Here is a 23,263-nt window from a genome sequence, read left to right as displayed (position 1 = left end):
GCAGTGGGGATCAGACCACGATGGTGTCAAACAGCGTAGCGGCTTCCGTGGGACGGGTGGTACGGCGGAAACCCACAGTGAATGCATTGCCTCCGGTGTCCCCGCGCGATGTGGTGGTGTGGGTGATTCTCTGGTAGCTGATGGACGCCCCATGGCGCTGGCACAGCTCGCGACATATATAGAGGCCCAGGCCGCTGGAGCGGCTCTCCGACGAAAAGAAGGGTTCAAACAGGTGACGCTCCACCGACTTGTCCATCGGTGCGCCGTCGCTCCACACCTGCAGGCTGACCTGGCCTGACGGCTGCGCCCGCGTGCTCAGCAGCAACGAGTCAGGCTCCTGGCCCATGTAGCGCAATGCGTTGTCCAGCAGGTTCACAAGCACCCGGCGCAAATGCTCTGGGTCAAACTCGACCTGGGTGGCGTCGGCATCGAGCGAGACCACGGCCCGGCGACGCGCGGGGTCCTGGGCCTGCCAGTCATTCCATATCAGCGCCACGGTTTCGTCCAGCGGCACCGTGGAGGCGGGCGCGTGGCTGATCTGGTGCTGCACGCGGGCGATGTCCAGCACCTCCTCTGCAATGCGCGCCAAACGATCGGCGTTTTGCTGCACCATGCGGGCCAGCCGTTTCTGGCCCGGGTCGTGCAGGTCTTCTTCGAGCAAAGCGTTGGCTTGCACGATGGCCGCCAGCGGATTGCGGATTTCATGGGCCACAGCGGCCGACATGCGCCCCATGGCCGCAAGCTTCTCGGTGCGCAACCGCGCTTCCATCTCGCGCAGATCGTGCAAAAACATCACGCACAGGCGCTCGGTTTGGGTCTGGCGCGCAGCTTCGCGGGTGGACGTGAGCCAGGTGCGCACATGCAGGCCAGTCGGGCTCTGGCCAGGGTGCAGCAAATCCACGGCGGCGGTCTGGGGCTGTTCCTGACGAAACGTGTGCCGCGCCAGGATGACCAGCGGGTTCCAGGGCTGCTCGGCGCCCAGCGCAAAGGGCAGTTCTGGCGCAGCGCTCCCCCCAAGCAACAGCAGGCCGGCGGGGTTGGCAAGGCGCACGGTGTCGTTGTCGTCCACCACCAGCACGCCATCGGTCAGGTTCTGGATCACCAGGGCGCTGACCTGGGTCTGCACTCGGGCCGTGACCTGGCTTTGGTGGGCCAGCTCCTGTTCCCGCGCCAGCCGGGAGGCCAGCTGGTGCACGAGGTAGCTCACCACAAAGTAGCCGGTTCCGGTCAACGCGCTTTGCAGATAGCGCGGGGCGTCGTCCCCGGCCGTGCCCGAGCCCAGCCACCAGGCCCAGCCCAGCAGCAGCAGGGTGACCGCGGCGGTGGTGCCCAGGGCGAGGGTCATGGTTCCCAGCACCGCCGCCATCAGGATCGGCAGGCCGAACAGCGGCGTGTAGTTCATCGCGCCTGCGTGCAGCAGCTGAAGGGCAGCGACGACCGCCAGGTCGGCCCCGATGGACGGCAGCCATTGGGGACCTGCACGGGGGGACGGCGCTGTGTGCTGGGCAAGCACCCGCAAGACGACAGTGGCCACAAAATAGATCACGCACACCGTGAGCACGGCGGGTTCCGGCGTCTGGTTCACGATCTGCCCCACGCCCTGCAGCACCAGCAACGCCAGTGCCACCATGACGCGGCCGGTCAGGAACCCGCGCCACAGGCGCACGAAGGGCGCGTCGACAGCGCTGGGCGCGAACATGCCTGCAGACGGCATCTGCATGGCGTCAGGCCGGCCCTTGTTGGCGGTGCTCCGGGCAGCAGTAGGCCTGGCTGCCCAGCATCAATGCTTCGGCTTGCGGAATGTGCACGCCGCAATGCGCGCAGGCCAGGATGTCCTGCGATCCGCCGGGCGGGGCGGCAGGTGGAGACGACGGGGTGCGGGATGCGGCCTCGCTGTCGCGCCGGCTGCGCCAGATGCCGATGACCACCACCAGGACGATGAGCAGGACGACGTATTTCATGCGCTGCGCCCCAGCACCACTTCAAGCACAAAGCGCGAACCGACATAGGCCAGCAGCAACAAGGTGGCGCCGGCATACAACACGCGCACCGCGTTGCGGCCGCGCCAGCCAAAGCGTGCACGGCCCAGCAGCAATGTGGCGAAGGTAAGCCACGACAGCAGCGAGAAGACCGCCTTGTGGTCCCACCGCCAGGCGCGGCCGTACAGCGTGTCGCCAAACAGCCAGCCCGCCAGCAACGTGGCGGTGAGCAGCACAAAGCCTGCGGTCACGAAACGAAAGGTCAGGCGTTCCAGCGTGAGCAGCGGGATGCCGCTGTGCGGATCCTCGGCCTGCCGGATATGGCGCTCGGCGCGGGTCATGAGCCAGGCGTGGACGACCGCAGCGCCGAAGAGTCCGTAGCAAGCGATGCCCAGCGCCAGGTGCAGCGGCAGCCAGGCAGAGGCTGCGACATGCAGTGGCTGACCCGGAAAGACCACGGCCAGCAGCACTGCGACTGCGCCAAGTGCTGCCAGTACCCAGCGGGACTGCATCTGCGGGAACAGTTGCCGCTCGACCGCATACACCGTGAGCACCAGCCACGCTGTCATCGACAGCGCCGGGGCAAAGCCGAAGCGGGGCGCGTCGCCCCACAGGCCCCAGACCAGCACTGCGCCATGCAGCACCCACGCCACCAGCAGCGCATTGCGGGCTGCCGTGGCGCCCAGTCGCGGCCCGGCAACTGCCGGTACGCCGTATGCCACCGCGGCGGCCAGGGCCAGCAGCCAGCTGATGGGGGAGCTACTCGCTAAAATCATGGGTCACAGTTTAGCCTTTTGCCCCACCGCCAATGCCCTGGCGGGCCTGCCTGCTGCCACCACCGTGTGGATCGCGTGCAGGCAACACCGGAACATCTTCTATGGCCTCCGCCCTTACCGACAAACTCTCGCGCCTCGTCAAGGAGATGCGTGGCCAGGCCCGCATCACCGAATCCAACGTGCAGGACATGCTGCGCGAGGTGCGCATGGCACTGCTGGAGGCCGACGTGGCGCTGCCGGTGGTCCGCGACTTCATTGCCCGGGTCAAGGAGAAGGCGCTCGGCCAGGAAGTGCTTGGTTCGCTCAAGCCCGGGCAGACGCTGGTGTCCATCGTCAACCGCGAGCTGGCCGCCACCATGGGCCAGGGTGTGTCTGACATCAACCTCGCCGCCCAGCCGCCGGCCATCATCCTGATGGCGGGCCTGCAGGGCGCCGGCAAGACCACGACCACGGCGAAGCTGGCCAAGCACCTGATCGAAAAGCGCAAGAAGAAAGTGCTGACGGTGTCGGGCGACGTCTACCGCCCCGCGGCCATCGAGCAGCTCAAGACCGTCACCAAACAAGCGGGCGCCGAGTGGTTCCCGAGCACGCCGGACCAGAAACCGCTGGATATTGCGCGCGCCGCACTCGACTACGCCAAGAAGCACTACTTCGATGTGCTGCTGGTCGACACGGCCGGCCGCCTGGCCATCGATGAAGCCTTGATGAAGGAAATCAAGGACTTGCATGCCGCCTTGAACCCAGTCGAGACGCTCTTCGTCGTCGATGCGATGCAGGGCCAGGACGCAATCAACACCGCCAAGGCCTTCAAGGAAGCCCTGCCGATCACTGGCATCGTGCTGACCAAGCTCGACGGCGATTCGCGCGGCGGTGCGGCGCTGTCGGTGCGCCAGATCACCGGTGCGCCCATCAAGTTTGCCGGCGTATCCGAAAAAATCGACGGGCTGGAGGTGTTTGACGCAGAACGCCACGCGGGCCGCATCCTCGGCATGGGCGACATCGTGGCGCTGGTGGAGCAGGTGACGGCCGGCGTGGACATGGAGGCCGCGCAGAAGCTGGCCGCCAAGGTCAAAAGCGGCGATGGCTTTGACCTCAACGATTTCCTGTCGCAGATTCAGCAGATGAAGCAGATGGGCGGACTGTCGAGCCTCATGGACAAGCTGCCGTCCCAGCTCACGGCCAAGGCGGGTGCCCTGGACATGGACAAGGCCGAGAAGGACATCAAACGCAAGGAGGGCATCATCCAGAGCATGACGCCGCTGGAACGCCGCAAGCCCGAGCTCATCAAGGCCACGCGCAAGAAGCGCATCGCAGGCGGCGCCGGCGTGCATGTGCAAGAGGTCAACCGCCTGCTCAAGGAGTTCGAGCAGATGCAGGGGATGATGAAGAAGATGAAGGGCGGCGGCCTCATGAAGATGATGAAGAAGATGGGCGGCATGAAGGGCCTGGGCGGCGGCGGTATGCCCAAGATGCCGTTCTGATTTGAAGCCTTTTGGGTCCCTAGCGCTTGATCTATAAGCGCTTGCAGCTATAAAAATAGTAGCAAAACAAAAAAGCCGGCGCGATGCCGGCTTTTTTGCGGGTGGACCGAAGGGGCCGCGCGGTTACGCAGCCTTCAGCACCGGTGCCGCCAGGCGGCTGGCGTGCAGCCAGGCGCGGCGCAGCACCGGGGGCGACCACGATTCCTCGGGGATCAGCAGCAGCTGCTGCGCGCGCAGCGCCTTGCCCAAAGCGATCTGGCTGGTCAACACTGCCAGCGGAATCGCCAGCGCCAGGGGCAGGCCCACGGGCATGAGCCACAGGAGTGCGCTGCTGTCGATGAACGCGACGCCCAGGGCCAGCACAGCGATCACCACGCTCATGGGGGCCAGCTGGCGCATGGCATGGCGCCAGGGCACGGCGTGGGCTTCCCGCGGGGGCGACTTCCATTCCAGCTTCAAGCCGGTCAGTGCGATCACTACGAACAGCGAGTGCGCCAGCATGCGGATGGGGGCTTGCAGGATGGCCAGCACGCTTTCCAGCACAGCGCTCTTGAGCAGGCTGAAAGCACCGCCATACTGCGCTTGCTCGCGCCGCATGAAGACTGCCGCCACGCCCAGGATGCGGGGCAGGAACAGCAGGCACAGCGTCCAGGCCCACAAGGCCAGCAGCTGGGCGGGCAGGATGTGCCAGTCGGCCACCAGCTTGGCGCCCGACAGCCACAGGGCCGTGCCCAGCGTCAGGAACGCGAGCCACAGCGGTGCCGACAGGTACGCCATGGCGCCAGTGACGAACATCGAACGGTGCACGGGGTGGATGCCGGGTTCGGCCATCAAGCGCGCGTTCTGCAGGTTGCCCTGGCACCAGCGGCGGTCACGCTGCAGTTCGGCCAAGAGGTCGGGCGGCTGCTGTTCGTAGCTGCCGATCAGGTCGGCCACCAGCCACACGTGGAAGCCGGCGCGGCGCATCAGCGCGGCTTCGACGAAGTCGTGCGACATGATGCCGCCGGCCAGACCGCCCTTGCCCTTGATGGGGGCCAGCGCGCAATGCTCCATGAAAGGCGCCACGCGGATGATCGCGTTGTGGCCCCAGTAGTGCGACTCGCCCAGCTGCCAGTACTGCATGCCCAGCGTGAACAGGCGGCCGGTGACGCGCGATGCGAACTGCTGCGCGCGGGCGTGCAGCGTGACGTGGCCGATGGCTTGTGTGGCGGTCTGGATGATGCCGGCAGAGGGGTTGGCTTCCATCAGCTTGGCCATCGAAACGATGCAGTCGCCGCTCATCACGCTGTCGGCATCCAGCACCACCATGTAGCGGTAGTCCTTGCCCCAGCGGCGGCAGAAGTCGGCCACGTTGCCGGCCTTGCGGTGCGTGCGGCGGGCGCGCAGGCGGTAGTACACCTGCACCTGAGGTTGCTGGCCGTGCTGCGCCAGGGCACTGCGCAGCTCTTCCCAGGCGGCGCGCTCCGCGGCGGCAATGGCGGGGTCGTAGCTGTCAGACAGCACGAACACATCAAAAGTGGCCCCGTGGCCGGTCGATGCGACCGACTCGCACGTTGCCCGCAGCCCGGCAAACACCGTGGCCACGTCTTCGTTGCAGATCGGCATGATGATCGCCGTGCGCGCGTCCGGTGCCAGTTCGTGCCCCGCAACGCTGCGCACCGACAGCGCGTGTTTGTCGCCGCGCACCATCACCCAAAAACCCATCAGCCCGGTGAGAAAACCGGTGACGACCCAGGCCGACAGCAAGGCGAACAGCGCGATCTGCCCGTAGCCCAACCAGGGGTTGTCGTATGTAGGCTGCACGCCGGCGAACAGCAGGCTGGCCATGGCCGTCGCCAAAATTGTGAGCACCAGAAAAGTAAAGCGGCGCTGCTGTGCAGCGCGTTGCCAGGACTGCGTCTGGCCGTCAGCTGGCTCGACAGGGCCACTGTTGCGGTTGCCGTTGCGGCTTCGGCCGGTGAGGCGCAGCAGCACGGCGGTGCCCATGCTGTTCCAGAAACCGCGCCAGGGCACCGGCGTCATCGAGCCGCGGTGAAGCGGCGGCGCGGTGACGGCGTTGGGGTGGCGCTGCTCGCGCAGAGGGCTGCGGCGGGAGGGAACCGGGCGCAGATAGGAAACGCCCTCGGTCCTCAGCGCGGCGGGTGCCGCGCTGGTGGGAGTCGTGCCGCCCGTGGGGGGGCTTACTCGGGAAGAATGATGTGCGTCCATGTTTCACTCACAGCGTGGTTGTCGTGTTGAAGAAAGGCGCGCAGCTCGATCGGGCGATCGGCCTTTTGGCGCTGTACGCGAACGGTCATGCGCCACTGGTCGGTGGCGGGATTTCGGTAAACGATGTTTTCAAGCACCTTGCCGTTGGCATCGGCGGTCACCACCGCCTTGACGGCGGCATTGGCCGGCAGGGCCTTGAGGGCGGGGCCGTCGAAGTCGACGACGTACTGGGCCTGCTGGCGCAGGGCTGCGGCAGTCTCTTTGGTGTAGCCCATGCCGCGGCGCGATTGGGTAACCCAGCCCCCCGGCGGGCGTTGTTGCTCATCGCCTTGCCAGGTCACTTCGTAGGAAAACTCGAGGGGCTGGCCAGGTGCCGGCATCTGGGCGGGCACCCAATACGCCACGATGTTGTCGTGTGTCTCGTCCGGGGTATTGAGCTGCACCAGCTCGACGCGGCCCGGGCCCCAGTCATGCAATGGCCGCACCCAGGCGCTCGGACGGCGCTCATAGCGGGCTTCCACATCCTCGTAATTAGCCCATTGGCGGTCGCGCTGCATCAGGCCAAAACCCTTGGGGTTCTTGGTGGCGAACGAGGTCACCAGCGTCTGCTTGGGGTTCTGCAGGGGGCGCCAGAGCCACTCGCCTTCGCCGGTGGCAATCATCAGACCGTCAGAGTCATGCACCTCGGGGCGGAAATCCTCTTTGCGGGGCTGGTTCTCGCCGAAGAAGAACATGCTAGTCAGCGGTGCAATGCCCAGCGTCGCGATGGGCTTGCCCCCACCGGGCCGCACGAAGATCCGGCTGCGCACCGTGGTGGTGGTCTGCACACCCGGCTGAATGTCAAAGCGGAAGGCCCCGGTGGCGCGGGGTGAATCCATCAGCGCAAAGACCGTGACCTGCGCCGACAGCGGGTCGGGCTTGACGAGCCAGAACTCCGTGAAGCGCGGAAATTCCTCTGTCTGGCCGGGTGCGGCGCCCACCGTGTCAATCGCCAGCCCCCGTGCCGACAGGCCGTACTGCTGGCCCTTGCCCAGTGCACGGAAATAGCTCGCACCCTGGAAGACCGCGAGTTCGTCCTTGTAGGCGCTCGAATTCAAATGGTTGTGCAGCCGAAAGCCTGCGAAGCCGAGGTCGCCCCAGGCCTGGGGCTGCACCTGGTTCTTGCCGTAGTCGAAATCGGCACGGCTGTAGCTGATGTGCCGTGGTCCCTGGGGCGTGACCTCATTGATGAGCACGGGCTCGGTCTGGTACAGGCCGAGGTGGAAGAACATCGCCTCGAATGGCAACTTCTCGGCGCGCCAGAGCGCGCGGTCTGGGCGCCAGCGGATGTCGCGCACCTGGTCATAGTTGAGCTTGGCCAAGTCCGCTGGCAGCTTGTCGCTTTGCGCGCGATACGGCTTTTCGGAGCGTTCGCGGGCCAGCCGCGTCACGCTTTCAAAATCAAAGCCTTGCGCCTGCGCTGCACCCGCCAGGAGCACCCCCGCCAGCAGGCCCACGGCCCACTGGGCGCACCGTGCAACGGGCAAAGAATGGATGAAAACAGCTTGCATGCTGATGACTAGGGCAAACCCTGTGCCAGCTTCAAAAAACTGTTCTACATCAATAACTTAAGCGATCATTCGAATGTAAGCGGTTGTACGGCGCACCGAAGATGCCCTAAAAATGCTGTTTCTGTCGCTTCACGGCGACACGGCCAAGGGTTCCGGTTCAGAAGTTGTTGAAAATCAACGACTTAGTCCTGTCGCTCTTCGGCGACATCCTCGGCGCCGGGCGCATCGTTCTTGAAGTGGCCCGGGGTGAGGGCGTGCTTTTGCAGCAGGCGATAAAACTCTGTGCGGTTGCGCTGGGCCAGCCGCGCGGCATCGGCCACGTTGCCGTCGGTCATCTTGAGCAGGCCCACCAGGTAGTCGCGTTCAAAGCGCTGGCGCGCCTCGGTAAAGCTCAGCACCTGGGTCGATGGCGTGCGCAGCGCACGCTGCACCAGGGTGAGGGGCACGAGTGGCGTGGTGGAGAGCGCGCACACCTGTTCCACCACGTTGTAGAGTTGCCGCACATTGCCAGGCCAGGCGGCCAGGGTCAGGGCCTTCAGGGCCTCAGGGGCGAATCCCGACAGGCGCTTGTCGTACTTGCGCGCCAGCTTGTCGAGAAAGTGGTTGGCCAGCAGCGATATGTCTTCGCGCCGGTCGGCCAGGGTGGGCAGCACCAGGGTCACCACGTTCAAGCGGTAGTACAGGTCTTCACGGAACTGGGCCGTGGCCATCGCGGCTTCCAGGTCGCGGTGGGTGGCCGAGATGATGCGCACGTCAATCGGCGTGGACTGGCTGGCGCCCACCGGCCGCACGGCGCGCTCCTGCAGCACCCGCAGCAGCTTGACCTGCAGGGCCGGCGGCATGTCGCCGATTTCATCCAGCAGCAATGTGCCGCCCTCCGCGGCCTGGAACAGCCCTTTGTGATTGCTCACCGCATCTGTGAAAGCGCCCTTCATGTGACCGAAGAGTTCGGATTCCAGCAAGGCCTCGGGAATCGCCCCGCAGTTGACCGCCACGAAGGGTTTGGCTGCCCGCGGGCTCGCGCGGTGGATGGCCTGGGCCAGCAGTTCCTTGCCCGCGCCGCTGTCGCCCAGCAGCAGCACGCTGGCATCGGACTGCGCCACCATGTAGGCCTCGGCCAGCAGGTCCGTCATGCGGTTGGATCGGCTCACGATCTCGGCCCGCCACGCCTCGTTGGCATGGGCGTGGGTGACTACCGGGGCGCTTAGTGCCAGCGCCTGGCCGATCTTCTCCAGCAGGTCCTTACCGTCGTAGGGTTTGGTGAGGTAGGTGAAAACGCCGCGCGATGTGGCTTCGACGGCGTCGGGGATCGTGCCGTGCGCGGTCAGCAAGATCACCGGCAGCGAGGGATGCCGGGCGCGCACCTCGTCAAACAGGGCCAGGCCGTCGCGGCCCGGCAACCGCACGTCGCTCAGCACCAGTTGGGGCCGCGCCATATCGAGCTGGGCCAATGCCGCCTCGGCCGAGCCCACGGCGATTACCTCGTAGCCGGCTCCGTTCAGCCGAAGGGACAACAGGCGCAGCATGTCCGCATCGTCATCCACCACCAGGATGCGGGCCGGGGCGGCAGGGCGGGGCTTGGGGGGCGTGCTGGCGGCGGGCATGGTGCGTCTTGATGTCAGGGAGCGGGCCGCTGGGGGGCGCTGCCCGGCGCAGATGCTGGGGCCGCAGGCACGGCAGCAGGGCGCGTGGTCAGGCTGCGCTCGATGGCGCGCACGGCTTCCAGCCGTTCGTTCAGCTGGTCGTTGCGGCGCTGGGCATCGCGCAGCTGCTGCGCCTGGCGCTCCATCTGGTCCTCCAGCCGGCGTTGCTGGAGCAGGCGCGCTTCGAGAAGGCGTGCGAGAGGATGCAGCGGCTGTGCGGCGGGGGCGTTGTTGGCCAGCAACCGCTGCACGAGCCCGAGCGCGCGCGCGGTGTCCACCGCTTGGCGGGTCTGCGCCAGCGCGGTAGCGAGCAGCAATGGGGTTTCCACGGCGGCTTCTTCGGTTTCTCCGAGCCGGGTGATTTCCTTGGGGAGGTCCGACGGCGCAAGGCGCAGGATCCCATCGGTCTGAGCAAGCACCTGGCGCACAGGATCGGCCACAGGCTGAGGCTCTGGCGCCGCGGGTGGAGTCTCTGACGATGACGGCACCTTGACGGGGACCGCGACGACGACTGTGACCGGAGTGGAGGGCGTCGTCGTGGGCTTTTGCGGCGACAGGGCGCCGCAACCCGCCATCAGCCACGTTGCCGTCAGCACAACTGCCACGGGCCTCAGCCTGCGCTGCACCTGCGCGCGGACGGAAGGCGTGAAAGGGTTACTGGGCTGCATGCGGTAGCTCTATGCGAAAAAATGATTGAAGGCCGTCTTCGACCAGGCGGACCGTGCCCCCGTGGGCGGCAATATATTCCTGGACGATGGACAGGCCGATACCCGTGCCGCGCACGGCGTCATCCGGCTGGCGAACACCCCGGTAAAAGGGCTCGAACACATGGTCCCGATCGGCTGGCGCCACACCGGGGCCCTGGTCCACGACATCCACGCGCACGGTACCGGCTTGGCGTGACAGGATGAGACGCAGCGTGCCGCCCTTGGGTGAAAAACGGATGGCGTTGGACAGCAGGTTGCTGACAGCCGAGGAGATCTTGTCGGCGTCGACCGGCAGCGATACCGGGGCGCCCTCTACCAGCACCCGCAGTCCCCGCGCCTGCCATTGCAGGCGTTGCGACTCGACCTGGTTTTCCAGCAGCGTGAGCAGGTCGGTGTCGCTCCGATGGAGCTGGCGCGCCTCGAAGGCAGCAGCGTTGAAGCGCAGCAGGGCTTCGATTTCGCTCTGCAGCACCAGTGTGTTGTGGTGCAGGATTTGCGTCACTTCGCGCTGGCCCGCGTTGAGTTCGCCGGTCACCCCGTCTTGCAGCAGTGCCACACCCTCGCGCAGTGCGGCCAGCGGTGTCTTGAGTTCGTGCGAGACGTGCCGCAGAAAGCGCGCCTTGTCCGCGTCCAGCTCCAGCAATCGCAAGCGCAGCCATTCCAGTTGCTGGCCGACGCGGCGCACGTCATCGGGCCCCGAAATCAATACGGGCTCGTCCAACTGGTTTTCGCCGAGCCGGCGGATCGTACCTTCGAGCCGCTTGAAGGGACGCGCCAGCCAGATGCCCAGAGCCAGCGCGAGGACCAGCGCCAGCACGATCACCCCCACCACCTGGTGTGTCACGTCACGGCGGCTCGCCTCGACACGGTCCTGAAGCTCACGGTTGCGCTGGGCATTGATGTCCTGAACCGATTGGCCAATGTTCAGGTTCAGAGTCTCCAGCGCCACAAACTCTTCTGCGACGAGCCGCTCGTTGTCGAGTGCGCGCTCTGGCGGCGCGTCCAACAGGTCCTTCACTGCGTCCAGGTGCTTGCGCCATTCGGCGGTCTGCTCTTCCGGCAGTCCCCCTTTGTGCAGCTGATCGAGCACGCCCAGGGCTTCGAGCGACATGTCGTTGAAGCTGCGGCGCAAGGGCGCATCGCGCAAGACCAGAGACTGCCGCGCTGCACGCTCCAGGGCCTGTCCACGCTGGTTGAGGACCTGGGCCGCGATCCCGAGAGACGTTGCTTCGCTGGTGCCGTGGCGACTTTGCACCATGAGCTGCTCCAGCGTGTAAAGCGCCCGCAGCGAACTCACGCCCAACAGCCCGGCAATCAGCAAGAAGGCCAGCAGCAGCAGTTGCTGAAATGAAAACCCGTTCAGCGGCCCGCCGACCCTTAGAGGGCCTACGCCAGGCAGACTGCTCTGTGCAGACATCGTGACAGGCGTCGCTGCAGACTCAGGCCAGTGCGGCTTCGTGCGTGACCACCTCGCCGCGCAGCGTGTACGCCTTGGCTTCGGTGATGGTCACGTCCACCATCTGACCTACCAAACGTGCCTGGCCGACAAAGTTCACCACGCGGTTGCACTCGGTGCGGCCCATGAGCTCGGTGGCATCGCGCTTGGAGGCGCCTTCCACCAAGATGCGCTGCACCGTGCCCACGCGGCTTTCGCTGATGGACTTGATGTTGGCGTTGATCACGGACTGCAAATGCTGCAATCGGCGCAGCTTGACGTCGTGCGGCGTGTCATCGTGCAGCCCCGCAGCGGGCGTGCCGGGGCGTGGGCTGAAGATAAAGCTGAAGCTGTTGTCGAAGTGGATGTCGTCGATCAGCTTCATCATCTTGTTGAAGTCTTCTTCCGTCTCGCCGGGGAAGCCGACGATGAAGTCGCTGCTCATGGCCAGGTCAGGGCGGATGGCGCGCAGCTTGCGCACCGTGCTCTTGTATTCCATGGCGGTATAGCCGCGCTTCATGGCCATCAGGATGCGGTCGCTGCCGTGCTGAACGGGAAGATGCAAGTGGCTGGCCAGCTTGGGCAGTTTGGCGTAGGCCTCGATCAGCCGGGGCGTGAATTCATTGGGGTGGCTGGTGGTGTAGCGGATGCGCTCAATGCCCGGGATGTCAGACACGTATTCGAGCAGGAGGGCAAAGTCCGCGATCTCCGCTGTGCCACCCATCTTGCCCAGGTAGGCGTTCACGTTCTGGCCCAGCAGGGTGATCTCTTTCACGCCCTGGTCGACCAGGCCCGCCACTTCCACGAGCACATCGTCGAAGGGACGGCTCACTTCTTCTCCACGGGTATAAGGTACGACGCAGTAGCTGCAGTATTTGCTGCAGCCTTCCATGATCGACACGAACGCCGATGCACCCTCGACCCGCGCGGGCGGCAGGTGGTCGAACTTTTCGATCTCTGGAAAGCTGATGTCCACCTGGGGCTTGTCCATGCGATCGCGCTGATTCAGCATTTCTGGCAGGCGGTGCAGCGTCTGGGGGCCAAAGACCACGTCCACATAAGGCGCGCGCTTGATGATCTCGGCGCCTTCCTGGCTGGCCACGCAGCCGCCGACGCCAATCTTCACGCCGCGGGCCTTCAGGTGCTTGATACGGCCGAGGTCGCTGAACACTTTTTCTTGAGCCTTCTCGCGCACGGAGCAGGTGTTGAACAGGATCAGGTCGGCCTCGTCCACGTTCTGGGTGGGCTCGTAGCCTTGGGCGGCGTGGAGTACGTCGGCCATCTTGTCCGAGTCGTACTCGTTCATTTGGCAGCCGAAGGTTTTGATGAAGACTTTTTTGGCCATGGCAATCAATCTCGTGTCCGAATGGGGATGCGGCGGCGCGCGTGGGGCGGCCGGTGGGGCGCTGGGCGGTGGGCGTCCCTGCAGCAGGGCTGTCAGCGCCGGGTTACTTCTTCGCCGGGTCTGCGTCAGTGCGGAAATTGAACTGGATCGTGTCCGATCCGTTGCGCGGCTGTGCAGCCTCGCCTTCAGTCAGGATCCAGGCGGATAACAGCATGCCCGTGCTGTTCTCGATCAGATAGTTGACCTTGAAGGTCTTGCCCTGCACCGTGTGCAGCATGACGAGCGAGTTCTGTGGGCTGAACAGGCGCATGCCGGGCGCCATGCGAATGGTGCGCCCGCTGAGCACGGCTTCGGAGCCCCCCTGGATGGTCAGGGTGCCCCGCAGCGACGCGTCAGGAAAATTGCGCACCACGCCCAGGCCCGGCTGCACCTGTGCAAGAGCGGGAGTCCCGAGGCACGTCAATGCGGTGAGGCTAGCAGCAGCCAGCAGCGTGCGTGCAGCGTGCAGGCATCGACCAATGCCGGCTGTGGGGGAGGGGAGGGCACGAGTGCAGCGGTTCATGGTGTGTATCCAGAGGCTGGTGAATGGGTCGGGAAGCGGGCGGGGAAGGCGATTTTACGGGCCAGGGCGCGAAAAAGCGTTTTCGTACAAGGACTTACCGCCACGGCGTGGGCATTGCGGCCACAAAAAAGCCCGCAATCACTGGCGCGTTGCGGGCTTTTGGCTGAGCACTTGAATTTGGTGGTGGTAGGTGGACTTGAACCACCGACATCAGCATTATGAATGCTGCGCTCTAACCAACTGAGCTATACCACCGTAAGCCCCAGATTATAGAACAAAAATTATTGGTGTGTGAAGTTGGCGGGGCGCTTGTTCAGGAAGGCGTCCATGCCTTCTTTTTGGTCCTGCGTGGCGAACAACGCATGGAACAGGCGGCGCTCGAACATCACGCCGTCGGACAAGCTGCCCTCAAACGCGCGGTTCACCGACTCTTTTGCGGCCATCACCGCAATCTGCGAGAAGCCGGCAATGAGAATGGCAGCGCCCAGCGCTTCGTCCATAAGTTTGTCGTACGGCACGACGCGGCTGACGAGCCCTGCGCGCTCGGCTTCCGCGGCGTCCATCATGCGGCCGGTGAGGGCCATGTCCATGGCCTTCGATTTGCCCACGGCGCGCGGCAGGCGCTGGGTTCCGCCAGCACCTGGAATCACGCCAAGCTTGATTTCCGGTTGGCCGAAACGTGCGTTGTCGGCTGCGATGATGAAGTCGCACATCATGGCCAGTTCGCAGCCGCCACCGAGGGCAAAGCCGCTCACGGCGGCGATGACGGGCTTGCGGATGGAGCGGATCGCTTCCCAGTTGCGCGTGATGTAGTCGCCCTTGTAGGTGTCCGCAAAGCTGTATTTGGCCATGGCGCCGATGTCCGCACCCGCCGCAAACGCCTTTTCGCTGCCCGTCACGATGACGCAGCCGATCGACTCATTGGCGTCGAAATCCTTCAAGGCCGTACCCAGTTCATTCATGAGCTGGTCATTCAGCGCATTGAGCTGCTTGGGGCGGTTGAGCGTGATGATGCCAACCTTGTCCGCTTCGACGCGGACCTCGATGGTTTCGTAGGCCATGGGATCTCCTGGATGTTTGGGTAGTTATGAAAGCGTGAGGGAATATACCGAAGCGAGCTCGAAGGGAAATTTCGCGGGCAAGAGACCGTACTCGCGTTCGATCAACCCAGCCAGCGAGTCAGCGCGGCGGCGTCTGATGTAGATAGGCTGACTGTGTCTGGTGCGGCAGTGCGGGCCGCCTTGCGGTGCGCCGCCCCTTGGCTGCGGGGCGGCAGTTCCAGCGCAAGCCGCAGCAGCCGGCCGTCGCGCGCGACGAGCGCCGTCGCAGAGGTCTCTGTGCCCAGGTAGAACGCCACGTCATCCAGCCGGCTGATGCGCCAGCCCTGGCCAAGCACCTCTACGCCAAGCCACTCGTCCCCTGCGGCCATGCCCGCCTGTTCTGCCAGACCTGACCGCAGCACCGTCTTGATCTGCACGCTGTGGTTTTCCGCGACCCGCAGCCCCAGCCGCTGTGCCAGCTGTGGCGCCTCGGCCTGAAGGTGCGCGCCGTTGGCCGCCAGAAGTTCTGCCAGTGGAAGTTCCGCCGTGCTGTGCACCCACTGCGCGATTTCGGTGTCAAAAGACCTCCCGCTGAGCTCGCGCAGCACGGTGCGCAGATCGTCTTCCGTCATTGGACCGCCCTGGCAGCGCTTCCACAGGGCGCGCATCACCTCGTCCAGATTGCTCTTTCCGTCGCGGCGCAGGGCCAGGTCCAGGCACAGCGCCACCAGCGAGCCCTTGGTGTAGTAGCTCACCGTGGCGTTGGGCGTGTTCTCATCCTGGCGGTAGTACTTGACCCATGCATCAAAGCTGGCCTGCGCCACGGTCTGCACGGCACGCCCCGGGGTCTGGTGAACCTGGTTGATGGTCTTGGTGATGAGCTTCAAGTACGCGGCATCGTCGATCAAGCCGGCGCGGCGCAGCAAAAGATCGTCGTAGTAGCTCGTAAAGCCTTCAAAGAACCACAGCAAGTCGGTGTAGTTCTCGCGGGCGTAGTCGTGCTGCGCAAACTCGGCGGGGCGCAAGCGCTTGACGTTCCAGGTGTGAAAGTACTCGTGGCTGATCAGACCCAGCAAGGTGGTGTAGCCGTCACTGGCCCGGCTTTCGCCCACCCTGGGCAAGTCTCGCCGGCCGCAGATCAAAGCCGTGGAGTTCCGGTGTTCAAGGCCTCCGTAGCTGTCTCCCACGGCGTTGAGCATGAAGAGGTAGCTCTTGAAGGGGGCGGGCCCATCGCCGTGCCAGAAGCGGATGGCGGTCTCGCAAATTTTCTGCGTGTCCGCCAGCAGGCGCTTGTCGTCAAAAGATGGGGCGGCACCGGCCACCACAAAGCGGTGGGGAATCCCGCCGGCCACGAAGCGCCCTACCCAGAACGTGCCCATCTCGAAGGGGCTGTCGACCAGTTCATCGTAGTCGTCGGCGCGATAGAGGCCGAAACCCTTCTTGTCGGTCTGGAACGCGGTGAGGCCGGTGGCGACCGACCACTCAGCGGTGGCGGGCGTGCTGGCGATTTCGAGGGTGTGGCTCTGCTTTTCCTGGCCGCGCACCTGCAGGCACAGGCTGGTTCCGTTGAAGAACCCGCGCGATGTGTCCAGCCAGGCCGTGCGCACCGAGGTGTCGTAAGCGCACACGGCATAGGTCAGCACCAGGGGCTTGTCGGCACTGCAGTCCGCACGCCAGCGGTGCTTGTCCAACTGCGTGAGCGGTACGTCGTGTTTGCCCTGGTGCGCCTTCAGTTCCTGAAGGTTTTTGGAGAACTCCCGCACCAAGTAGCTGCCCGGAATCCACACCGGCAAGGCGACTTCCTGCAGCGCCTGGGGATGGGCAATCGTGAGCGTCACGCTGAAAAGATGGGCGTGCAGGTCGGCCGGCTCCACGTGGTAGTGAATGGCAGCGGGCTCGTGGCGGCGGGAGGAGGGCATGGGCGTCTGCGAGGTGCGGGCCAGTGGCGGCAAGCGACCGGCCCTGGTGGGCGCGCGGTGGAAACGAAAAAGCTAGTTGGCGCGGGTGGATTCGCCGGTGGCTTCGGCCAGGCGCTTTTCGACTTCCTGGGCGCCGATGGCGCCTGGGACGCGTGAGCCATCGGCAAAGATCAGCGTGGGCGTGCCCGTGATCTTGTGCTTGCGGCCAAATGCCAGGTTGCGCTGCAGCGCCGCGGTATCACAGCTCGCTGCGGGGGCCGGCTTGTCGCGCACCATCAGGTCTTGCCAAGCATTTACCTTGTCCTTGGCGCACCAGACGTTGCGGGACTTTTCTGCGGAGTCGGGGCTCAGGATGGGATAGAGGAACAGATACACCGTGACGTTGTCCACGTTCTGCAGGTCACGCTCGAAGCGCTTGCAGTAGCCACAGTTGGGGTCTTCAAACACGGCCACCTTGCGCTTGCCGTTGCCCCGCACGATGGTGAACGCGTCCTTGAGCGGCAGGGCCGAGAATTCCACCGCAGTGAGTTTGGCGATGCGGTCCTCGGTAAGGTTGCGCCGCGCCTTGGCATCGATCAGCTCGCCCTGGATCACGTAGTCGCCCTTGGCGTCGGTATAGAACAGATCAGTACCGATGCGCACCTCGTACAGCCCCTTCATCTGGGTGGGCCGCACCTCGTCGATCTTGTCCATTTGCGGGATGCGTTCCGCCAGCGCCTTGCGGATATCGGCTTCCTGGGCAGACGCCAAAGCGCCGGTGGCAAGGCCGATGGCCGCGATCAGGGTGGGAATGAATTTCATGGTGGTCTCGGTTTCAAGGTATCGGGCCGGGCTGCACTGTGTGCGCCCGTCCGGGGTCGTTACATTCCCATGGCCTGGCGGGCCACAAAACTCTTAAGCGGGCCGCTCATTTCAAAGCCCTTCATGCCCCAATTGCGCAGCGCCTGTATCGGGCCATCCTGGCGCGCAAACAGTTGCTGCAGGCCATCCGTGGCCAACCCCATGGGCAGCAGGGCGGCCTTGCGCTCCCGCTCATAGCGCCGCAGCAGCCGCGCGTCGCCCACGCTGCGCCAGTAGTCACGTTCATGCAGCACGCGGGCCAGGGCCTGCGCGTCAGCAAGCCCCAGGTTCAGCCCCTGCCCTGCCAGCGGATGCACATTGTGTGCTGCGTCGCCGGCCAACACCCAGCTGCGACCGGCGCGCCCCGCGGCGGGCGGCAATGCGCCGCACCAGCGGTCTGCCTTGGCCAACTGCAAAGGCCATGCGGCCCGCTCAGCGCTTACTTGCAGCGCACCCAGCGCGTCCTGGCTCGCGGTACGCAATCTCTGTGCGAAATCCTCCGGGGGCAACGCCATCAGTGGCGCGACCTGCTCTTGAAAGACGGACCACACGACGGCTACGGAGTTCCCCTGCGGGCCCCCCAACGGCAAGAAGGCCAGGATTCCGTCGGGGGAGAACCACTGGCGCGCCACCTGTCCGTGGGGGCGCTCAGATTGCAGGCGGGTCGCGATGGCGTGCTGCGGGTAGGGCGTGACTTCAAAGTTCACGCCGAATTCTTCGCGGGTCGTGCTCGCCCGGCCTTCACAGACCACGGTGAGCGCCGCGGGCACCGGTGCGTCGACCAGCTCCACATGGGGCTGGTACCGCACGGCCTGCGCCAAGCGCGACTCCAGCGCGGGCACATCCACGATCCACGCCAGCGCGTCCACGCCCTGAGCCGCCGCGTCGAACTGCACGGCCCCGCCCTGGTCGCCCTGCACCTGCATTTGGCGCACCGCCGTGGCGTGCTCGTCATCGGGCCAGCTGCGCAGGGATTCAAGCAATTGCCGCGAGGCCAGGTTCAGGGCGTAGGCCCGCACATCAGTCGCAGCGGGATTTTTGGCGCCGGGCGCCGGTAGCAAGGCGACTTTCAGCCGGTCCCGCGCCAGCAGCAGCGCCAAGGTGGTGCCCACTATGCCGGTGCCACGAATGCAGATGTCAAAGGTTTGGGCCATGAGGGCATTGTAGGAGGCGGCTTGAGCCCCCGGCCGCAGTGCAGAATTGCGGGCGGAGAGCGAGTTCTCCATGTCCATAGCCCATTTTTGAGGAGCGCGCAGGCGTGAGCTTCCACCCCGATTCCGATCTATCCGGCACCATTGCGCGCCTGTTTGTCTACCCCGTCAAATCCTGCGCCGGCATCGAGGTGCAGGAGGCGCTGCTCACTGAAACAGGCCTGGACCTCGACCGCGCCTGGATGGTGGTGGATGCCCAAGGGGTCTTCCTGACCCAACGGGCCCTGCCGCGCATGGCGCTGATCCGCCCACAGCTCAAAAGCGAAGAAATGGTCCTGCGCGCGCCCGGCATGCTGGCCCTGCACGTCGCCATCGATGCCGTCGAGGCCCCCGCTACCGTCACTGTCTGGCGGGATACGGTGCCAGCCTGGGACATGGGCGCCGTGGCGGCGCAGTGGTTCACCGATTTTCTGGGCCAGCCTTGCCGCCTGGTGCGCTTCGACCCTGAGTACCGCCGCCTGTCCAGCATGGACTGGACGGGGGGCATCGAGGCGCCCAATCAGTTCTCCGACGGGTACCCGGTGCTCGTGGTCAGCGAAGCGTCCATGCAGGAGTTGAATGGGCGCCTCACGGCGGCGGGCCATGGCGCTGTGGGCATCGAGCGCTTTCGGCCCAACGTCGTGCTCGGCGGCGTCGATGCGCACGATGAAGACCGGGTAGACCTGGTGCGGGTCGATGGCGGAAGCGAGGGAGAGATTCACCTGCAGCCCGTCAAGCCCTGCGCGCGCTGCCCCATTCCTGACATCGACCCCGCCACCGCCGATAGCAGCCCCGAGGTCGGAGCCACCCTGCGCGCATACCGGCAAGACCGGCGCCTGAACGGCGCCATCACTTTCGGCATGAACGCCATCGTCCGACAAGGCGCTGGCCAGACGCTGCGCGTGGGACAGCGCGTGTCGGCCGATCTGCGCTTTGACTGAGACTTGAACGCCCCCTGTGCGAGGGACATGGCTGGCGCGCCGTAAAATCGGCGGTTTGTCTCCGAATTCCAGAAAGCCCTGCCATGAGCCTCCAATGCGGCATCGTGGGCCTGCCCAACGTCGGCAAGTCCACTCTCTTCAACGCGCTGACCAAGGCCGGCATTGCCGCCGAGAACTATCCCTTCTGCACCATTGAGCCCAATGTGGGCGTGGTGGAAGTGCCAGACCCCCGCCTGCAGCAACTCGCGGCGATCATCTCGCCCGAGCGCATCGTGCCCGCCATCGTCGAGTTTGTAGACATTGCGGGCCTGGTGGCAGGTGCTAGCCAGGGCGAAGGCCTGGGCAACCAGTTCCTGGCCCACATCCGAGAAACCGATGCCATCGTGAACGTGGTGCGCTGTTTTGAAGACGACAACGTGATTCATGTCGCTGGCCGCGTCGACCCGATCTCCGACATCGAAGTCATCCAGACCGAGTTGTGTCTTGCCGACATGGGCACGGTGGAAAAGGCGCTCAACCGCTACACCAAGGCCGCCAAGTCGGGCAACGACAAGGACGCCGCCAAACTGGTGGCGTTGCTCACCCGCATCCAAGCCGCGCTCAACGAAGGCAAGCCCGCACGTTCGGTGGAAATCACCAAGGAAGAGCAGCCCCTGCTCAAGTCCCTGTGCCTGATCACCGCCAAGCCAGCGATGTTCGTGGGGAATGTGAGCGAAAACGGCTTTGAGAACAATCCCTTCCTGGACCGCCTCAAGGAATACGCGGCCGGTCAGAACGCGCCCGTTGTAGCCATCTGCGCCAAGATGGAAGCCGAAATGGCCGAAATGAGTGATGAGGACCGTGACATGTTTCTGGCCGAGATGGGCCAGACCGAGCCCGGCCTTGCCCGCCTCATCCGTGGCGCGTTCAAGCTGCTGGGCCTGCAGACTTACTTCACCGCCGGCGTGAAGGAAGTGCGCGCATGGACGATACATATCGGCGACACCGCGCCCCAGGCAGCAGGTGTGATCCACGGCGACTTCGAGCGTGGCTTCATCCGTGCGCAGACGATCGCGTTCGACGACTACATCCACTACAAGGGCGAGCAAGGCGCCAAGGACGCGGGCAAGATGCGCGCAGAAGGCAAGGAGTACGTGGTCAAGGACGGCGACGTGCTCAACTTCCTGTTCAACGTTTGAGGCTCGGTGGCGCCGGCCGATAGGCCGCCCCCCACCCTGGGCACCTGAACGAGCTCCCTGCACAGCCTCACCGGCGTGCAGGGATTTTTTTCGACCCGGAGCGGCGCAGGCCGATCCCACCCGACCCCGCTGCACCATGAACCCCGGAATCCTCTACGCCGCGCTGGCCTATGTCGCCTGGGGGCTCTTTCCCCTGTACTTCAAGCAAGTGGCCAATGTGCCTTCGCTGGAGGTCGTGATGCACCGCACCCTGTGGTCGCTGGTGTTTGTGCTGGTCGTGCTGCTGGTGCGCAGGCAGTGGGCGTGGATAGGCACTGTGCTCCGCCAGCCGCGGGTGCTGGCGGCGTTTGCGTTGTCGGCTGTGCTGCTGTCGGGCAACTGGCTCACCTACGTATGGGCCGTGCAGAACCAGCATGTGGTGGACGCGAGCCTCGGTTACTTCATCTTGCCGCTGGTCAATGTGGCGGTGGGCTTTGTGTTTTTGCACGAGCGGCCGCGGGCCGGCCAGTGGCTGGCGGTGGCCGTGGCCGCTGCCGGTGTGCTCTGGCTCACGGTACAGGCCGGTCGGCTGCCGTGGATCGCGCTGGTGCTGGCCCTGAGTTTTGGCTTCTATGGCCTGCTGCGCAAGGTGGCCGCCCTGGGGGCGCTCGAAGGCTTGGCGCTGGAGACCATGCTGCTCGCCCCCGTAGCAGCCATCGTGCTGGGCTGGTGGGCGTGGCAAGGGCAAGGCGCAATAGTGCACGGGGATGTCTCCACCTTGGGCTGGCTGCTGCTGGCTGGGCCCCTCACTGCGGTGCCACTGCTGCTGTTTGCCGCAGGGGCGCGCCTGATCCCGATGTCTACCTTGGGCATCCTCCAGTACATCTCGCCCAGCCTGCAGTTCGCACTCGGGGTGTGGGTGTTTCAGGAGGCGTTCGAGCCCGCTCGCCTGATCGGCTTTGTGCTGATCTGGGGCGCGCTGTGCGTCTATTCCCTGGAAGGCTGGTGGTCCCTGCGGGGCGCGAGGGCTGCAAGGGCCTGAGGCCCGGTGCCCAGGCGCGGCACTGGCAGCGCGCCTGCCTTTGACCCATCGCAACGCAGCGACGAATCGGCGCGGTGCTACTGGAAAACACGGGGTGGGGCTGTGTCAGGCCTGCGTAAGATGCGCGGGGCCTGCCGTGGGGCGCCCTGCTGCGGGCGGCCCGCCCGGTGAGTGGTTGTCACCCAGAACGAACCCAGGCCCACGCCTGCCCCCACATGTTTTTTGGACGCAAGAATCCGTTTTCTGCCACGGATGCCTTTCCCTTGTCCGACGCCGTCATGGAGTTCGATGACTCGGCGTCTGCCATGGTGCGGCCGGCGCGCCGGGCGATGGATGGACTGGGTCCGCAGGGTGCGCGCAGCGTGGCGCAGCAGTGGGTGCAGGTGTTGGGGCTGATCGGCCTGCACGCGCTGGCCATGCTGGGTTTTTACGCCTTTGACATGGTGGATGCCCAGGTGCTTGCAGTGCTGGCAGGGCTGATCGGGCTCTGCTGCGGGGCGTTCTGGATCGTGTTTCGCAGCGGCATGCACCAGAAGTTGCGCCACAGGCACCTCAAGCTGGCCATCGTGGCCACCGCCCTGGGCTGCATGCTGGTGTTGTTCTATCTCGCGCCGGTCACGCAAATCCTGCTTGCGCCGTTTGCTTTTGTGGCCGTGGCTTACGGCACGTTCACGGTGCCGCGCCGCGCACTGCTGGGCTTGGCAGCGTGTTTCCTGGCTCTGTATGCGGGGGTAATAGCGCTGCACTTCCAGGAGCAGCGCAACACCGCGCTGCTGCGCCTGGAGCTTCTGCACGGGCTCGCTCTGCTCGCGGCCTTGCCTGCCTTCATCCTGCTGATGGGCAAGGTGCAGCGCCTGTACCGCAGCCTCTACCACGCCAGCCGCAAGATCAAGAACATCCAGGAAGACGCGCAGCGCGACCCGCTGGTGGGCTGCTTTAACCGCCGCTACGTACTGGCCGCGCTCGAAGAGCAAAAACAGATGGCCGATGAAAGCGGCATCCCGCTGTGCCTGGCCGTGCTCGACATCGACCACTTCAAGCGCATCAACGACGAGCTGGGGCATCTGGGCGGCGACGAGGTGTTGCGCACTTTCGCGCGCATCGCACAGCAGGGTGTGCGCGGTGGCGACGTGTTCGGGCGCTATGGCGGCGAGGAGTTTTTGCTGATCTTTCCGGCCACCTCGCTCCTGCCCGCACTCAACACCTGCGAGCGCATCCGTGCGCAGGTCGAGACGCACGCCTGGACCGGCCTGCTCAAGGGCCGCGTGACGGTCTCGATCGGCGTTACCCACTATGTGCTGGGCGAGTCGGTGCTGGAGTTCTTCTCGCGCGCCGACACGGCGATGTACATGGCCAAAGAGGGCGGTCGCAACCAGGTGGTGGTCGAAGAGCCCGTGGCCAAAGGAGACCTGGGCCAGTCGTTACCCAGCGGCCACGCGGGTCTGTAG

The 23,263-nt window shown here is 65.2% G+C and carries 19 protein-coding genes and 1 tRNA gene; 5 read left to right on the top strand and 15 right to left on the bottom strand.

The features are described from left to right. Positions 1-10: 10 nt before the first annotated feature. The 3 genes from ACSQ3Q_RS19805 to ACSQ3Q_RS19795 are packed head-to-tail and all read right to left on the bottom strand — an operon-like array spanning position 11 to position 2,755. Entirely contained in the window at positions 11-1,714 is a 1,704-nt protein-coding gene (locus ACSQ3Q_RS19805; RefSeq protein ID WP_436137038.1) for a two-component system sensor histidine kinase NtrB, read from the bottom strand. Positions 1,715-1,724: 10 nt separating this feature from the next. After that, on the bottom strand, positions 1,725-1,961 hold the full coding sequence (locus ACSQ3Q_RS19800) for a PP0621 family protein (RefSeq protein WP_436136039.1): 237 nt from the start codon (positions 1,959-1,961) through the stop codon (positions 1,725-1,727). Beyond that, positions 1,958-2,755, bottom strand: coding sequence for a cytochrome C assembly family protein (locus tag ACSQ3Q_RS19795; RefSeq protein WP_436136038.1), 798 nt, complete (start codon positions 2,753-2,755; stop codon positions 1,958-1,960). The genes ACSQ3Q_RS19800 and ACSQ3Q_RS19795 overlap by 4 nt, the downstream gene beginning before the upstream one ends. Before the next feature lie 101 nt (positions 2,756-2,856). Here ACSQ3Q_RS19795 and ffh point away from each other — a divergent pair, with 101 nt between their 5' ends. After that, positions 2,857-4,236 (top strand): signal recognition particle protein, encoded by a 1,380-nt coding sequence (gene ffh, locus ACSQ3Q_RS19790; protein ID WP_436136037.1) that lies wholly within the window; start codon positions 2,857-2,859, stop codon positions 4,234-4,236. 123 nt (positions 4,237-4,359) lie between these two features. Here ffh and mdoH read toward each other — a convergent pair whose 3' ends face one another. From mdoH to ACSQ3Q_RS19730, 12 genes are all read right to left on the bottom strand, one after another. Continuing rightward, positions 4,360-6,444: a glucans biosynthesis glucosyltransferase MdoH gene (mdoH, locus tag ACSQ3Q_RS19785; protein ID WP_436136036.1), complete on the bottom strand. Its 2,085-nt coding sequence runs from the start codon at positions 6,442-6,444 to the stop codon at positions 4,360-4,362. After that, positions 6,417-7,994 carry a glucan biosynthesis protein G gene (locus tag ACSQ3Q_RS19780; protein ID WP_436136035.1) on the bottom strand — a complete coding sequence of 526 codons (1,578 nt, stop codon included), beginning with the start codon at positions 7,992-7,994 and terminating at the stop codon, positions 6,417-6,419. Before ACSQ3Q_RS19780 ends, mdoH begins: the two co-directional genes overlap by 28 nt. Before the next feature lie 182 nt (positions 7,995-8,176). Continuing rightward, entirely contained in the window at positions 8,177-9,598 is a 1,422-nt protein-coding gene (locus ACSQ3Q_RS19775; RefSeq protein ID WP_436136034.1) for a sigma 54-interacting transcriptional regulator, read from the bottom strand. Positions 9,599-9,612: 14 nt separating this feature from the next. Next, positions 9,613-10,242: a hypothetical protein gene (locus ACSQ3Q_RS19770; protein ID WP_436136033.1), complete on the bottom strand. Its 630-nt coding sequence runs from the start codon at positions 10,240-10,242 to the stop codon at positions 9,613-9,615. A 49-nt stretch (positions 10,243-10,291) separates the two neighbouring features. Beyond that, a complete protein-coding gene (locus ACSQ3Q_RS19765; RefSeq protein WP_436136032.1) occupies positions 10,292-11,761 on the bottom strand; it encodes a sensor histidine kinase in 1,470 nt (489 codons plus the stop codon). Positions 11,762-11,783: 22 nt separating this feature from the next. Then, positions 11,784-13,124: a tRNA (N6-isopentenyl adenosine(37)-C2)-methylthiotransferase MiaB gene (miaB, locus tag ACSQ3Q_RS19760; RefSeq protein WP_436136031.1), complete on the bottom strand. Its 1,341-nt coding sequence runs from the start codon at positions 13,122-13,124 to the stop codon at positions 11,784-11,786. A 103-nt stretch (positions 13,125-13,227) separates the two neighbouring features. Beyond that, a complete protein-coding gene (locus ACSQ3Q_RS19755; RefSeq protein WP_436136030.1) occupies positions 13,228-13,686 on the bottom strand; it encodes a hypothetical protein in 459 nt (152 codons plus the stop codon). Between the two features lie 178 nt (positions 13,687-13,864). Continuing rightward, positions 13,865-13,941, bottom strand: a tRNA-Met gene (locus ACSQ3Q_RS19750). A 26-nt stretch (positions 13,942-13,967) separates the two neighbouring features. Beyond that, a complete protein-coding gene (locus ACSQ3Q_RS19745; protein ID WP_436136029.1) occupies positions 13,968-14,747 on the bottom strand; it encodes an enoyl-CoA hydratase in 780 nt (259 codons plus the stop codon). 101 nt (positions 14,748-14,848) lie between these two features. Continuing rightward, on the bottom strand, positions 14,849-16,645 hold the full coding sequence (locus ACSQ3Q_RS19740; protein ID WP_436136028.1) for a M61 family metallopeptidase: 1,797 nt from the start codon (positions 16,643-16,645) through the stop codon (positions 14,849-14,851). Positions 16,646-16,717: 72 nt separating this feature from the next. Then, on the bottom strand, positions 16,718-17,446 hold the full coding sequence (locus tag ACSQ3Q_RS19735; protein ID WP_436136027.1) for a DsbC family protein: 729 nt from the start codon (positions 17,444-17,446) through the stop codon (positions 16,718-16,720). A 59-nt stretch (positions 17,447-17,505) separates the two neighbouring features. Continuing rightward, a complete protein-coding gene (locus ACSQ3Q_RS19730; protein ID WP_436136026.1) occupies positions 17,506-18,639 on the bottom strand; it encodes an FAD-dependent monooxygenase in 1,134 nt (377 codons plus the stop codon). A gap of 104 nt (positions 18,640-18,743) precedes the next feature. On the opposite strand from ACSQ3Q_RS19730, the gene ACSQ3Q_RS19725 reads away from it, so the two are divergent. The 4 genes from ACSQ3Q_RS19725 to ACSQ3Q_RS19710 all read left to right on the top strand — a co-directional run bounded on the left by ACSQ3Q_RS19725 (position 18,744) and on the right by ACSQ3Q_RS19710 (position 23,263). Continuing rightward, on the top strand, positions 18,744-19,616 hold the full coding sequence (locus tag ACSQ3Q_RS19725; RefSeq protein ID WP_436136025.1) for an MOSC domain-containing protein: 873 nt from the start codon (positions 18,744-18,746) through the stop codon (positions 19,614-19,616). Between the two features lie 83 nt (positions 19,617-19,699). Next, entirely contained in the window at positions 19,700-20,794 is a 1,095-nt protein-coding gene (gene ychF / locus ACSQ3Q_RS19720; protein WP_436136024.1) for a redox-regulated ATPase YchF, read from the top strand. A gap of 136 nt (positions 20,795-20,930) precedes the next feature. Further along, the gene (gene rarD / locus ACSQ3Q_RS19715; protein WP_436136023.1) at positions 20,931-21,815 is read left to right on the top strand and encodes an EamA family transporter RarD; all 885 of its coding nucleotides are present in this window, start codon (positions 20,931-20,933) and stop codon (positions 21,813-21,815) included. 263 nt (positions 21,816-22,078) lie between these two features. Next, entirely contained in the window at positions 22,079-23,263 is a 1,185-nt protein-coding gene (locus tag ACSQ3Q_RS19710; protein ID WP_436136022.1) for a diguanylate cyclase, read from the top strand.

The organism is Acidovorax sp. LjRoot129, from assembly GCF_964253765.1.
Lineage (GTDB): Bacteria > Pseudomonadota > Gammaproteobacteria > Burkholderiales > Burkholderiaceae_C > Acidovorax.
The sequence above is the reverse complement of the archived record's forward strand: the minus strand, read 5'-3'. Positions and strand labels throughout refer to the sequence as shown.